Here is a 14055-nt window from a genome sequence, read left to right on the forward strand (position 1 = left end):
TATGTTGATGATAAAAAAGCGAATCGATTAAACGATAAAGCGATTATCATTCGCTGGCATAAGCTCTGTAAAGGTACTGTACTTACGCAAAAATACATACAGGGTGAAAAGCTAAGTAAAGCCGAACTTATCTTTTTCAATCAAACAGTAAACGACTACCGCGAGCGCCTATCAAGTATTAGCTGGTTTATGCGGTTGTTAAATGAAAACATTGCTCGCAGAGCAAATAAAGAAGATAACTGCACAGGTAGATTCTGGGAAGGCAGATTCACATCACAAGCATTATTAGATGAAGCAGCACTTGCTGCTTGTATGGCGTATGTCGATTTAAACCCTATTAGAGCGAAAATGGCTAACACCCCAGAGGAGTCATACCATACCAGCATCAAACAGCGTTTAACGTATGCAAAGGATGGCAAGCAACCAAAACAACTACTGCGCTTTGCAGGCATGTCTCGTCAGGTTATGGCAAAAGGGCTGCCGTTTGAGCTTAAATCGTACCTTGAACTTGTTGAGTTAACTGGACGTTGTATACGAGAAGACAAACGCGGTTATATTGATAGTATACACTTGCCTTTATTAGAAAGGGTGAATATATCTTTAGAAAACTGGTTAAAGCTTACAACCCAATTTACGCGCGTATTTCATGGTGCAGTAGGCAGGCCAGCCTCACAAAAAAGTTATTGTGAAAACTTAAAGCGAAAGCGGCGAGCGAATATCAGTAACTGCGAAAAGCTATTGGCATAAAACTTAAACTACTCAGTAAAACTATTCAGTAATAAATCACAACTGCACCATGCAGTTATTTTCATGGGCCGAATTTAGGTTTAAGCGTGCTAATTTTTTTATGGATGAAATGTAAGTAACTGAGTAGTAAAAGATAAATTCTTAACCAACAAATTAAATTTAATGGCAACGTTTTGTTTGTTTAATTATAGTGGCTGTCTATTTTAACTGATTAAAGTAGCTTCATAGTTTAGCTGTAGTTTAAAATGGCGATAATTTTAATCTTTTTTAAATTTAGCTGCTGGTAATATAATAACTATTCCCGCCCATATCCCCCAGAAAAATATAGCAGGAAAAATGTCACTGATAAAATAGGACATACTTGTATAGTATCCTTCAGGCGCTGATGAATCTGAAGAAACAAAAAACACACCTATAGGTTTAAGGTAGGCAGGATAATGCGAATTGGATTGAAAAATCATACTAATATAAGGCCATACGAGTAACCAATAGATAGATCCAGAAATCTTATTAAACAATATCCGTTTTAATTTACTTTTACTTATGAACATTTATAATTTTCCGTACTAGGTAGGTTTTTTTGTGCTAACCACTTTGCTTTATATGCTCCCCAACCAGCTAGTGAATCTTTATTTTGAGAAACCGATTGTAACCCCAAAATAATCAACTCTTGTGTTGCTTTTACAGCTAGTTTACCTGAATTAGTATTCAAAGACCCTGAGTGTATATCACCTTTGGAGTGTGGAGTAATTGTGTCTATTGGTGAACCATGTTTCTGCTTATCATAATCAAATATTTTAATGATTGGATGGGGGTGGTTAGCTTCTGCAGCATCAACACCACTGATCATAGCTTCTTTTCTGCATTTGATTTGATATATAGCTTTTTCACTTCTTACTGTATGGGCTGGAGAAAATGAATCTTGTAATGCGTGTAAAGCCAAAGCTAAATGTTTTACCCCGTACCTCCTAGTTTGAAAAGTTACATTTTCATTATCATTTTGAAGCTGTTTTAAAATATTAACTTTTTGCTTACACTCAATCACCCATCGATCCATCTTCTCCTTAATGAACACACAGCCATTAATATATGAGTCATATTCGGTTTCATTAGAAGATTTCATGAAGTGATAACGCTGGCCAGTTGGAGCTTCATGTGTCCAACTTTCATCAAAATCAACCGCTGCGATTCGTCTTGCAAGATTTTTTCTAGGATCGAAAGCGTTAAAATTATATGCTCTAAGGTTGACCATGTAGGCAATAAATGCAGAGATAAAATCAGCTCGATTTGAAACTTCGGGGTTGCTCCACTGATAAGTCCCATTTACGAATATTGGAAGGCTACAGAGTTTCCTTTCCACTTGACAGTTTTTTTGCATTTGAGTAATTGCTTCTACAGATATCTTTATATGTCCATCGGCTTTCATTTGCGATTCCTTTGCTTTATGTTTCTTTAGAAAAAAGAGGTAAGCATCCTGTAGAATAAACTTACTTCTTTCCTGCTTGATTTTTAGCCAGTTGATATTAAGTCAGGCTTATAGTTTATGTCAATGCCCATCAGTATAATTAGGAGCACAGGCGTTACTAGAACACGTTATCCGAGCAGACGCTGCATTGCTTTATACAAGTTATACTTTGGCTATGTCTAACTTTGACTAAATATTAATAAAACAAATTAACATGACACATATGGACGCTCCCTTGAAGTCAAGACGAGCCGATGTATAAACATCTAAGTTTTTGCTTTTGTTAATTATCATGTATCCCATTTCCCAGTAATGATGCGTCACAAGCTTGCTAAAAAACAAAGATAAATAAGCCAGACGCCCATCCTAAATTTTGCATTTTTAGAAACAAGTTGTATAGATAAATTAAGATGGGTGTCAGTCAAAAAGAAATGTATATTTTTGTTAAACCGTTCGGTTTTTATTAAGTAGTTTTATTAAAAACGCCCACTAATGTTAAACTACAAAAAATTTAATTATTTAATATTACCATGGCATTTTACATTCCTTTATTACAACCTCATTTTAAGCACATTGAAATTGGCGATACGTTAACATCCCTTTGGAGTGGCTGTGGCAGTATTGTGCAGTGCCAGCTTGATGATGAGGCATGTGTTATTAAAGCGATTAAAATACCTAGCTATATAAACCATCCAAAAATTAAACAAAGCGAATTTGCACTTAAAAGAAAGCAGCATTCCTATAGCGTTGAATACACTTTTTATAAGCTTTATAGCCAGCATTTACCAGTACATGCGCAAAGTATTGAATGTATAAGCGCAATTAATAAAGATGATGAATACGCGCTGGTGTTTAAAGACTTTACCAAGCATGGGTTTACTCAAGCGAAAAGCGAACATATAAAAGCTATATTAAAGTGGCTTGCGCACTTTCATGCATTTAACCTAAACAAACCTGTTGACGGCTTGTGGCGGCAAGGCAATTATTGGCATTTAAGTACGCGGCCAGATGAGTTTAATAAATTAAAAACAAACGCGAATGAAAAGTCCGATATTAAAAATTTTGTACATAAAATAGATGAGGAACTACAAAGTTGTACGTATAAAACGCTGATTCATGGCGATGCAAAACTTGCTAACTTTGCAGCAAATGAGCGCGATAAAATACTCGGTTATGATTTTCAGTATATAGGTGCAGGTAGTGGGATAATTGATGTAATGTATTTTATGACCAGTTGCTTAAGTGATGCACAATTACACGAATGGGCTGAGGATTACCTTGTGTACTATTTTGATAATTTAAAGGCTGCTATTAATATTTATCACCCTACAGCACCAGCAGGTAAAATAGCTGACGATTGGCTCGTTTTATGGCCTGCGGCATGGGCTGACTTTTATCGGTTTTTAGTTGGCTGGAGTCCTGAACATCAAAAAATAAATAGCTATATGCTTAAGCAAGTAAATAACTGGTTAGCAGCTAATATTTAATAAACAGACTGTGTTAGCCACTTGCATAAATATCAAGCAAAGCAATAGATTTTTGCACAGCATATGAAAATCCCTTTAAAATTACAGGTCAAATGACCTTTTTTAATATAAAATACCGCTAATTATTGTCTCTGTAGGTTTTTATCATGGCTATTCACGTTATTACTCATCCTCTTGTTCAACATAAACTTGGTTTAATGCGCGCATATGGCATTAGCACTAAAAGCTTTCGTGAACTGTGCTCTGAAGTAGGCACATTATTAACCTACGAAGCTACTAAAAACCTTCCACTTGAAGATAATGAAATTACCAGTTGGGACGGCAATAAATTAAATGTGCAGCACATTAAAGGTAAAAAAATTACAGTAGTGCCTATTTTACGTGCAGGCCTTGGTATGATGGACGGTGTAATGCAATTACTACCAGCCGCTAAGGTTAGTGTTGTAGGTCTTCAACGTAACGAAGAAACGCTAGAGCCAATCCCTTATTTTGAAAAGTTAGTAGGTAATATTGACGAGCGTTTGAGCCTAGTAATTGACCCAATGCTTGCAACCGGTGGCTCAATGATTGCCACTATCGACATGCTTAAAAAAGCAGGCTGTAAAGAAATTAAAGTTATTATACTTGTAGCAGCACCGGAGGGCGTTGCAAAAACACTTGAGGCTCACCCAGACGTAGAAATATTTACTGCATCAGTAGACAGCCACCTGAACGAAAAAGGGTACATAGTGCCCGGTTTAGGTGATGCGGGCGACAAAATATTCGGTACAGTTTAGGAGTGTTCAGTGCAAAATAACGCCACATTTTCTATAAAAACCATTTTAACGGGTGCACAAATGCTGTTTGTAGCATTTGGTGCATTGGTGCTTGTGCCGCTATTAACAGGGCTCGATCCGAGTGTGGCATTGTTTACAGCAGGGTTTGGTACTTTGCTGTTTCAGATAGTGACTAAAGGTCAAGTGCCTATATTTTTAGCCTCTTCATTTGCTTTTATTGCACCTATTATTGCTGCCGTGCAAATGTGGGGTGTGCCCGCGACAATGGGGGGCTTAATGGCGGCTGGTTTTGCATATATGCTGTTGAGCTTATTAGTAAAATTTAAAGGCGTAGCAACGCTTCATAAAATTTTACCACCTGTGGTTGTAGGCCCCGTAATTATGGTTATTGGTTTAGCCCTTGCACCTGTTGCTGTAAATATGGCGATGGGTAAAAGTGGCGACGGCAGTCTTCAAATTATTGATTACAATAACGCTATTTTTATTTCGATGTTTTCGTTATTAGTAACGCTTGTTTTTGCAGTATGGGGAAGGGGCGTATTTAAACTTATTCCTATTCTGGCAGGGGTTGTAGCGGGTTATGGCTTATCGCTTATTTTAGGTGTTGTGCAATTTGACGCAGTTAGTAATGCACAATGGTTCGCTGTGCCTAACTTCACATGGCCAGAATTTAAATGGCAAGCTATTTTGTTTATGGTGCCTGTGGCTATTGCGCCAGCCATTGAACACATTGGCGATATGATGGCGATTAGCCAAGTAACCAACAAAGACTTTTTGAAAAAGCCTGGCTTGCACCGTACTTTGTTTGGTGACGGCTTAGCTACATCAGCCGCGTCATTATTTGGTGGCCCGCCTAACACTACTTACTCAGAAGTAACGGGGGCAGTAATGCTTACCAAAAACTTTAATCCAAAAGTAATGATGTGGACGGCCATTATTGCTATTGCTTTAGCGTTTATCGCTAAAATGGGGGCTGGGCTGCAAACAATACCGGTACCTGTAATGGGCGGTATTATGATTCTACTTTTTGGTTCTATTGCCGTTGTTGGCCTAAATACACTGGTTAAGTCGGGAGATGATTTAACTGCGCCGCGCAACTTAAGCATTGTTGCCCTTATTTTAGTGTGCGGTATTGGAGGAATGCATGTTGGTGGTAGCCAATTTAGTTTGGAGGGCGTAAGTTTATGCGCCATCTTAGGTATCGTACTTAACTTAATATTACCTAAAGCAGAGCCTGTAGAGGCTTAATTTTGAACATTAACTAATTAGTTTGCACCATAATAGCGCATTTTAAATGCGCTATTTTTTTAACCTATTAAAAAATATACAAAAAAAATATTGGTCTAGTATCTGCATTTACTCCTTCAGAACGTATTGTATGCAAGGAGTTACTATGTCAGAGGCCAATATTGTGGATATAACCCCGTTTTTAGTAAAGCACCAACTGCCTTTAAAGTATCAATATTTGAGTGAGCAATACTTTGTTCCACTCGCGCATGACATCCTCGAATCTAAAAAAACAAATACTCCTATTTTTGTTGCCATAAATGGATGCCAAGGATCAGGGAAAACAACACTCGCTGATTTTTTAGTTACGTGGTTTTCTAAAAACACATCCCTTAACAGTGTCGCATTATCTATTGACGATTTTTATTTAGCTAAGCAAGCGCGTAAACAACTTGCTGAGGATGTTCATCCACTATTTGCAACTCGTGGAGTACCAGGTACTCATGACACGGAGTTGATGAATAGCACTATTTCGCAGCTATTAGCAGGTTATATAAATGTGCCATTACCACGCTTTAATAAACACATTGATGATTGCGTTTCTCAAAATGAATGGTTAGCTAATTCAACGCCTGTCGATATTGTTATTTTAGAAGGATGGTGTGTAGGCAGTGAGCCGCAGCCATTATTTTCATTGAGTGAACCGCTTAATGAGTTGGAGCAGCTTCATGATAAGGAGGGCGTGTGGCGTCGTTGTATAAACAGTTGTTTAGCCAATGAGTATAAAGCAATTTTTAATAAAATTGATTACACCGTAATGCTTAAAGCGCCAAGCTTTAGTGATGTATTTACATGGAGACAAGAGCAAGAGCAAAAACTAATTGCTAAAGAAGGTGCAGGATCAGGCACGATGACTAATGCGCAGTTAGTGTGGTTTATTTCTCATTTTGAGCGTATTACACGCGAAAATTTAAATACTTTGAGCAGTAAAGCAAACGCACTGATTGAGCTTGATGGTAATCGCGATATAAGTGGGATGCATTTAATTAGCGATGACACCCTTCAGCCAATTATTTTTACCGATTTAGATGGCACTTTACTCGATCATAGCGATTACAACACCAGTAATGTGAGTGTGTTATTGCAACAGTTACAAAACGCACATATCCCAGTGGTGTTTAATACCAGTAAAACATTTTGCGAAGTGGTTGAAATTAAAAACGAATTAAACATCCAACAGCCTTTTATTGTTGAAAATGGCGCTGCAGTTTATATACCCGATCACTACTTTGAACTTAAACCGATTGGTTGTAAAAAAGTTGGCGCTTATTGGTGTTTTGCATTAGCTAAGCCTTTGTCGCGTTTATTAAGTGATTTAGAGTCGCTCGATTCTAAATACAAAGCGCATTACAAATTATTTAGTAACTTAACCGGTGAACAAATCTCTGAGTTAACAGGGTTGAGTGACGTACAAGCAAGGCGTGCGCAAACGCGAGACTACTCAGATCCACTTTATTGGTATGGCAATGATGACTTACTAAATACCTTTGTCGAAGATGTTAAAGCGCTTGGTTACGACATAAAAGTAGGAGGGCGCTTTATTCACATTGCCAAAAATACAGATAAAAGCGCAGCACAGCAGTGGTTAGTTAAGCAGTTTACCCATCACTTTAGAAAGCCTCTCACAGTCATAGCATTGGGCGATAGCGATAACGATAAGCAAATGTTAGAGCAAGCCAATATTGCCATTATTATTGCAAATCCGGCGAGCAAAAAACCGGTTAAATTGTCACATAACAAGGCACGCTATTCACAATCGCCAGCACCATTAGGTTGGATTGAAGAAATAACATCACTACCTTGTATTAACAGTATTTTAAGTATTACTGAGGAGCAAACATCTCATGGCTGATTTTTATCAAAATGGCGTAATTACTACATTACACAATATAGCTGACCGACCAATTGAAGAGCTAGAAAAAGAATTAATCGGGTTTAGTAAGCAGCGTCCAATGGGGCTTATATTACCATCGTTATTTAGCGAGTTAGAAGGCCCTGCGCTGCAAAATATAGTTAGCGAGTTGCGTGAAGTACCGTATTTATCGCAAATTACTATTGGCCTAGATAGAGCTGACGAAGCACAGTATCGCCACGCACTTGGTTTTTTTAAAGAGTTAAATCAAAACCACAAAGTACTTTGGAACGACGGCCCGCGCTTACAAGCTCTTGATAAAGAATTACAAGAGCTAGGCGTAGCGCCAAGAGAGCTTGGAAAAGGCCGAAATGTTTGGTACTGCATGGGTTATAAGCTAGCAACAGCAGAAGTAGAATCTATCGCACTGCATGATTGCGATATTTTAACCTACGACAGAAGCCTACTTGCTCGCTTAATTTACCCCGTTGCGCATCCGCGTTTTAACTATGAATTTTGTAAAGGCTTTTACCCGCGTACAGCAAACGGAAAAATTAACGGCCGTGTATCACGCTTATTAGTAACGCCACTACTGCGTTCATTCAAAACTATATTAGGTAACCGCGACTATTTGGAATACATGGACTCATTTAGATACCCATTAGCAGGTGAGTTTTCGTTCAGACGTGATGTATTAAACGACATTCGCATCCCAAGTGATTGGGGATTAGAAATTGGCGTACTAAGTGAAATGTATCGTAATTATTCACATAATCGTTTGTGCCAAGTAGATATAGCCGATAACTACGATCACAAACACCAAGCACTATCACTTGATGATCAAAGTGCTGGGTTATCTAAGATGTCGATTGATATAACCAAAGCTTTATTTAGAAAGCTAGCAACACAAGGCGTTACTTTTACCAGTGAAACTATTCGCTCACTCAAAGCAACGTATTACCGTATTGGTTTAGATTTTATAGAAACCTACCATAACGATGCAATAATGAATGGCTTAACGCTTGATGTGCATCAAGAAGAAAAAGCAGTAGAAATGTTTGCACAAAATATTATGAATGCAGGGCAACAATTTTTAGATAACCCAATGGAAGCGCCATTTGTACCAAGTTGGAACCGTGTTGTGTCAGCAATGCCAGATGTATTTGAGCGCTTAAAAGAAGCAGTGGAGTTAGATAACAAAGAATATAGCCAACCTAAAAAATAAATGTTCAGGTTAAGTAACTAAAAAATAAAAGGGGCGCATGTGAGCACAGTTAACGAACTATTTTTACAGCGGGTAGAGCAACATCTTCGAATAATTTATGAGGATGTTGAACTGCCCTTATCAATTGCTGAGCTTGCTCAGCAATTGATTAAAATTATTTTAGGCAGCAGTCCACTTCGCGACCCGACACCGCATACAAATAGGTGGGATGAACAAGATATAGTATTGATAGCTTATGGTGATTCAATTATTAAGCATGATAATAGTGATTTTGCGGTATCGAGCCCAATGGAAGCTCCGCTCAAAACACTACACCGATTTATAAAAGATCAATGCGATATGCAACTTAATGCGCTGCATATATTACCATTTTACCCGTACAGCTCAGACGAAGGCTTTGCGGTAATGAACTACGTGCAAGTGAACGAATCGCTAGGGGATTGGGGAGATATTCAAAATATTGCTAAAGACGTAAAGTTAATGGCAGATTTAGTTATTAACCATTGCTCAAGCAGAAGCGTATGGTTTGAGAATTTTTTAAACGATTTACACCCAGGTAAAGATTACTTTAAAACGGCAAGCTTAACTGATGATTTAAGCCAAGTTGTACGCCCGCGTACCTCATCGTTATTGAATACCGTAACAACGCCAAGCGGCGAAAAACACGTATGGTGCACGTTTAGTCACGATCAGGTTGATTTTGATTTTGGCAATCCTGATGTACTTAAAGAGTTTGTGGGCATAATTCGGCATTATTTAGACAACGGTGTGCGCTTATTTAGACTCGATGCAGTTGCTTTTTTATGGAAGCAACTAAATACAAATTGTATTAACTTACCACAAACACATGAAGCCGTAAGGCTAATGCGCACGCTTATTGAGCATGTAGAGCCAAGTGTGGTCATAATTACCGAAACCAATATCCCAAATCAAGAAAACCTATCGTATTTTGGTAACGCCAATGAAGCGCATGCGATTTACAACTTTGCACTGCCACCATTATTGCTACACACTTTGTTAAGTGGTGATAGCACAGCACTTAAACACTGGATGATGAGTATGCCGCCGGCGCAAAACGGCACAGCCTACTTTAACTTTATAGCATCGCATGACGGAATTGGGCTTAGGCCAATTGAGGGTTTATTAGAACCTAGCGAAGTGGCTTCACTCGTAAGCACAACGATGCAATTTGGTGGGCGTGTTTCAATGCGTACCAGTAATGACGGCACACATACCCCATATGAGCTAAACATTGCATTATTCGATGCGCTACAAGGAACACATAACGGCCCAGACAAATTTGGCCTTGAACGGTTTATGTGTGCACACGCAATTATGTTTGCACTTGAGGGAATACCAGGGCTTTATATCCATAGTTTACTTGGCACAACAAACGATTACGAGCGTTTTGAAAACTCTCAACACAACAGAGCCATTAATCGTCATCGTTGGCAAGAGTCAAAATTGTTAGCAGCGATTGGTGAAAAATACAGCCATCATCATAAAGTATTTAACGGTATTAAAGCGTTATTGGGTGTACGTAAAAAGCAAAGTGCGTTTCATCCTAATGCCACGCAGTTTACGCTGCATTTAGCGGGGGGATTATTTGGTTTTTGGCGACAAAGCATCGATCGAAAGCAAAGTATATTTTGTGTTTATAATATAAGCGATAAAGCACAAACCTTAATACTAGCCGATTTAAACCTAATTAATACGCAGCAATGGTTCGATTTAGTTGCAGTAAACACAATAGAAGAAGGGCAGTTAAATATTGAACTCGAGCCATATCAAAGCGTGTGGTTGAGCAACCTGCAGTAAATATTTTTAACGATTTAAATATAAAACTAACTGTAAAGGGGCTTTACAGTTAGTTTTAAGCCATTTCACTACCCGAGTTACTTTCTTTTCTATCCTTGATACAATCTGTAGGTTTTTAACTTAGTAAGGTTGTTCATGAAGTCTTTTTATATATTTTTCACATTGTTATTTAGCTCATTAGCATTTGCTGATCAGCCTGTTGATCTCGAAATAAACATGAAAAACACAGGCCTTGCTTATAAACAAGCAGTACAAGCAACTGATCTAGTAGAATTTAATATCGCAATCGATAAGTTTATTAAGCTGGTAAAAGTAAGTAAAACAGCCAAATTTTATAAAGAGCCCGAACAGTCATTACAAGGCCTTGATAAAGTAATTACTCAGGCTGAGCTTGCTAAAAATGCGGCTAATGAACAAGGGCTCGCAGAGGCGAAAGCATCATTAAAAAATATAGATGATTTACGTAAAAAATATCACAAACTACATGAGCCACCAGGCTTTTTTGAATTATTGTTTGGTTCGTAATCTAGGCTCAAACTAAAAAATTATGTATTAGTAAATATTTTAACCGACATTTAGGTTATATAAGGAATAACAATGGAAATTTCAGTTTCAATGTTAGAAGGCCAAAAGCAAAGTGCAAAATTTGGCGATTTAGAAGTGATAAGCGATCAAAGTATTGCTGCGGGTGGGAGTGCCGAACACCCTGAACCTTTTGACTATTTTTTAGTGAGCATGGTTCTATGCGCAGGGTTTTACGCACGAAAGTTTTGTGAACAACGTGATATTTCTACACAAGGAATGACGCTAACGCAAAACAATGAAAACGTTGATGACAATGGTAAAAAGTTATTTACTATTGAAATTAACCTACCAGAGGGTTTTCCTGAAAAATATAAAAAAGCCCTTATAGCTGCTGTTAATACGTGTACTGTTAAAAAAGTAATTCAGGCCGTGCCTGAATTTTCAGTCATTGTAAAATAGTAACGTCCTAAAATTAGGTAGCTTAAATAAGCTACCTAATTATGCATTAATACCCCGCTGAGATTACTTCTTTTTCATCCCTTGAACGGCTTTAAAGCGAGGGTTGCTTTTACAGATAACAAATACACGGCCTTTGCGTTTAACTATTTGACAACCAGCACGCTTTTTTGCACTTTTGAGTGAGCTAAGTACCTTCATTATTTCTCCTCTTTTTTACTCGTTGAAACACCTTTAAATCGACGATTAAACTGTGCAACACGACCATCTGTAGTTACGGTTTTTTGCTTACCTGTATAGAAAGGGTGTGAATCACTCGACACATCAATAGGCACATACGGGTAAGTTTTACCGTCTACCTCAACAGTGCGATTGGTTTTAATTGTTGAACCGATAATAAAATAAGAGTCGACAGCGGTGTCGTGAAAAGCAACTACTTGGTAGTCAGGGTGAATATTTGGTTTCATAATGCGCCTCAGTAAATGATATGTGATAATATATCATTTAATTTAACGCATTTTTTTGTGCTTTGCAAATAGTTTTAAAAGCAGTGAAAAGCACCAGTTTGATGGCTATTTGTGCAAATAAATCAAAAAATAAGCACTTAGATTAAAAATGCTGGCTATTAGCGTTTAGGCTGTTATAACTATATTTAAGCTAATAAAAACGTTAAAACCGCATTTACAGTTGATCACAGAGGTAATGTATGAGCGACGCAGTACAACAACAAGAAAAAATAGATCAAGGGGTGATGGATACCCTAAGAGAGCGTGACCATAGTGCCTTAGCACATCAACTTAATCCTTTAAGTTGTAACCACAACGACATTGTTGAGTTATTGGCACAATATATGGCACTCAGTGAGCAAGACAATGATGAATTGTTTGACGATTGGTTTGATAATTTATCTAAAGAACAGCATACGGTATTAAAAGTTTTTGAAATTTATCGAGGTCAATATGAGCATCAAAACTAATATTGTTTTAGATGCTTAGTTTTACTCTAAATACGAATAATTTAACTTTATGATTAAAGCGTTATTAGACTAATATAAATTTACTCTCTGATTAAAGTTTGGTTATACCGAGCTAAATTAGTTTAATAATTTCAAGTTTTTAAGAAATGTTTGTTAAAATTAGTCAGTTAACAGGAGTCAACAGTGGCAGACATTAATAAGTTAGTAAATAATATAAAAACAATAGTGAAAGATAATCAAATACCGCTTAATAAACTAATGACACCTGACTTTATTAGCTCACATACAAAGTATAATGATTTTGATAGTTTATTGGCCGGAGGCGGTTTTGAAATAACGGATGAAAAACAATTTAATTTATTTCCTAGTAACGATTGGGAAGCGTACATAACTAGGCAAACGCAGTTTATATCATGGAGAGAGATGAGGATGAGAGCCATGGTTATTTATGTTGGTTATCAAATAACACTCGATGATTAATTTATTACCTTTATTATTTCTATTTTAAAAGATCACAAAGTTAGTTTTGGTTTTATAAAATCTAAAAAAGCGACAATACGAGACGAAACTGCGCTGTTTTTATAATAAACCGCTTGTATAATTTCACGATTATTTGGCCTCATAACCGCATTGGGTAGTAATTCAATAAGTCGCTTTTCATTTATGTCATTTCCAATCATAAAATCCGAGAGTAAAGCAATGCCTTGCCCTACTAAACATAATTGTCGTACTGTCTCTCCGCTACTCGCGCTCAGCGAATAGCTTAGTTTTAAAGGTTGAATTAACGGCCAGCTATTAAGTTTAGGTGAGTCGGTAAAACCAATTAATTTATGGCTGGTTAAATCATTTATAGCATTAATTTTAGGGTTACTTTTTAAATACTCAGGGCTTGCGACTATACGCAGTTTACTATGGCCTAACTTACGAGCATGTAGGTTTGAGTCCTTTAAATCACCAATGCGTATGGCTAGGTCGGTTTTATGTTCAAGTAAATCAATAATGCTATCGTGCGAGGTTATATCAAGCGTTATGTGCGGGTATTGCTTAGCAAATTCGCCAATTAAAGGCGTAAGTTGGTGCAATACAAAAGGGCTTGCCGCATCTATTCGCAGCTTGCCACTTGGCGCTTGTTTTAAAAGCTTTATGGCTTCTTCACCGGTATAAAGCGTATTTAATCCTTCGCGCGCATATTTTATAAAAGTATGGCCTTCTTCAGTAAGCTCTAATCGGCGTGTTGTTCTGTTTAGCAAAGTGCATTGCAGTGTATTTTCAAGGCGTGATACAGCTCGCGACACTTTAGCCACTTGTTGATCGAGCAAATTAGCCGCCCCCGAAAAGCTTCCGCAATCGACTACCGTTATAAACGTTTCTAAATCTTCAGTTCTTGAATGAACAGCCATAAATATACCAACACCATCTTTGCATTATTAACAAAAGTATT

15 protein-coding genes are annotated in these 14055 nt (G+C 37.5%); 11 read left to right on the forward strand and 4 right to left on the reverse strand.

Going from position 1 to position 14055, the window contains the following annotated elements; translation table 11 throughout:
- The coding region (locus DC53_RS09065; protein ID WP_033030115.1) for a hypothetical protein at positions 1 to 747 on the forward strand (747 nt) is incomplete at its 5' end.
- 541 nt (positions 748 to 1288) lie between these two features.
- Here DC53_RS09065 and DC53_RS09055 read toward each other — a convergent pair.
- Entirely contained in the window at positions 1289 to 2173 is an 885-nt protein-coding gene (locus DC53_RS09055) for a hypothetical protein (RefSeq protein WP_033030117.1), read from the reverse strand.
- Positions 2174 to 2742: 569 nt separating this feature from the next.
- On the opposite strand from DC53_RS09055, the gene DC53_RS09050 reads away from it, so the two are divergent.
- The 8 genes from DC53_RS09050 to DC53_RS09015 all read left to right on the forward strand — a co-directional run bounded on the left by DC53_RS09050 (position 2743) and on the right by DC53_RS09015 (position 11641).
- Complete coding sequence (locus DC53_RS09050) at positions 2743 to 3699, forward strand: phosphotransferase (protein WP_007378879.1); 957 nt, start codon at positions 2743 to 2745, stop codon at positions 3697 to 3699.
- A gap of 146 nt (positions 3700 to 3845) precedes the next feature.
- The gene (gene upp / locus DC53_RS09045) at positions 3846 to 4475 is read left to right on the forward strand and encodes a uracil phosphoribosyltransferase (protein WP_007378878.1); all 630 of its coding nucleotides are present in this window, start codon (positions 3846 to 3848) and stop codon (positions 4473 to 4475) included.
- Between the two features lie 9 nt (positions 4476 to 4484).
- Entirely contained in the window at positions 4485 to 5723 is a 1239-nt protein-coding gene (locus DC53_RS09040) for a uracil-xanthine permease family protein (protein ID WP_007378877.1), read from the forward strand.
- A gap of 145 nt (positions 5724 to 5868) precedes the next feature.
- Positions 5869 to 7614, forward strand: a complete 1746-nt coding sequence (locus DC53_RS09035) for an HAD-IIB family hydrolase (protein ID WP_033030119.1) — start codon at positions 5869 to 5871, stop codon at positions 7612 to 7614.
- On the forward strand, positions 7607 to 8839 hold the full coding sequence (locus tag DC53_RS09030) for a glycosyltransferase family protein (protein WP_008137237.1): 1233 nt from the start codon (positions 7607 to 7609) through the stop codon (positions 8837 to 8839). Before DC53_RS09035 ends, DC53_RS09030 begins: the two co-directional genes overlap by 8 nt.
- 39 nt (positions 8840 to 8878) lie before the next feature.
- Positions 8879 to 10657, forward strand: coding sequence for a sugar phosphorylase (locus DC53_RS09025; protein WP_033030120.1), 1779 nt, complete (start codon positions 8879 to 8881; stop codon positions 10655 to 10657).
- 135 nt (positions 10658 to 10792) lie between these two features.
- Positions 10793 to 11182 (forward strand): cytochrome b562, encoded by a 390-nt coding sequence (locus tag DC53_RS09020; RefSeq protein ID WP_033030122.1) that lies wholly within the window; start codon positions 10793 to 10795, stop codon positions 11180 to 11182.
- 72 nt (positions 11183 to 11254) lie between these two features.
- The gene (locus DC53_RS09015) at positions 11255 to 11641 is read left to right on the forward strand and encodes an OsmC family protein (protein ID WP_033030125.1); all 387 of its coding nucleotides are present in this window, start codon (positions 11255 to 11257) and stop codon (positions 11639 to 11641) included.
- A 63-nt stretch (positions 11642 to 11704) separates the two neighbouring features.
- On the opposite strand, the gene ykgO is transcribed toward DC53_RS09015, so the two are convergent.
- Together ykgO and DC53_RS09005 are read right to left on the reverse strand one after the other, a co-directional pair.
- Entirely contained in the window at positions 11705 to 11839 is a 135-nt protein-coding gene (ykgO, locus tag DC53_RS09010) for a type B 50S ribosomal protein L36 (protein ID WP_033030127.1), read from the reverse strand.
- Positions 11839 to 12105 (reverse strand): type B 50S ribosomal protein L31, encoded by a 267-nt coding sequence (locus DC53_RS09005; protein ID WP_033030128.1) that lies wholly within the window; start codon positions 12103 to 12105, stop codon positions 11839 to 11841. The genes ykgO and DC53_RS09005 overlap by 1 nt, the downstream gene beginning before the upstream one ends.
- 239 nt (positions 12106 to 12344) lie before the next feature.
- On the opposite strand from DC53_RS09005, the gene DC53_RS09000 reads away from it, so the two are divergent.
- Positions 12345 to 12614: a hypothetical protein gene (locus DC53_RS09000; RefSeq protein WP_007378869.1), complete on the forward strand. Its 270-nt coding sequence runs from the start codon at positions 12345 to 12347 to the stop codon at positions 12612 to 12614.
- Between the two features lie 183 nt (positions 12615 to 12797).
- Positions 12798 to 13094 (forward strand): hypothetical protein, encoded by a 297-nt coding sequence (locus tag DC53_RS08995; RefSeq protein WP_007378868.1) that lies wholly within the window; start codon positions 12798 to 12800, stop codon positions 13092 to 13094.
- Between the two features lie 32 nt (positions 13095 to 13126).
- Here DC53_RS08995 and DC53_RS08990 read toward each other — a convergent pair whose 3' ends face one another.
- Positions 13127 to 14014, reverse strand: coding sequence for a LysR family transcriptional regulator (locus DC53_RS08990; protein ID WP_007378867.1), 888 nt, complete (start codon positions 14012 to 14014; stop codon positions 13127 to 13129).
- Between the last annotated feature and the right edge of the window lie 41 nt (positions 14015 to 14055).

Origin of the sequence: Pseudoalteromonas fuliginea (assembly GCF_000690055.1) — a bacterium.
Lineage (GTDB): Bacteria > Pseudomonadota > Gammaproteobacteria > Enterobacterales > Alteromonadaceae > Pseudoalteromonas > Pseudoalteromonas fuliginea.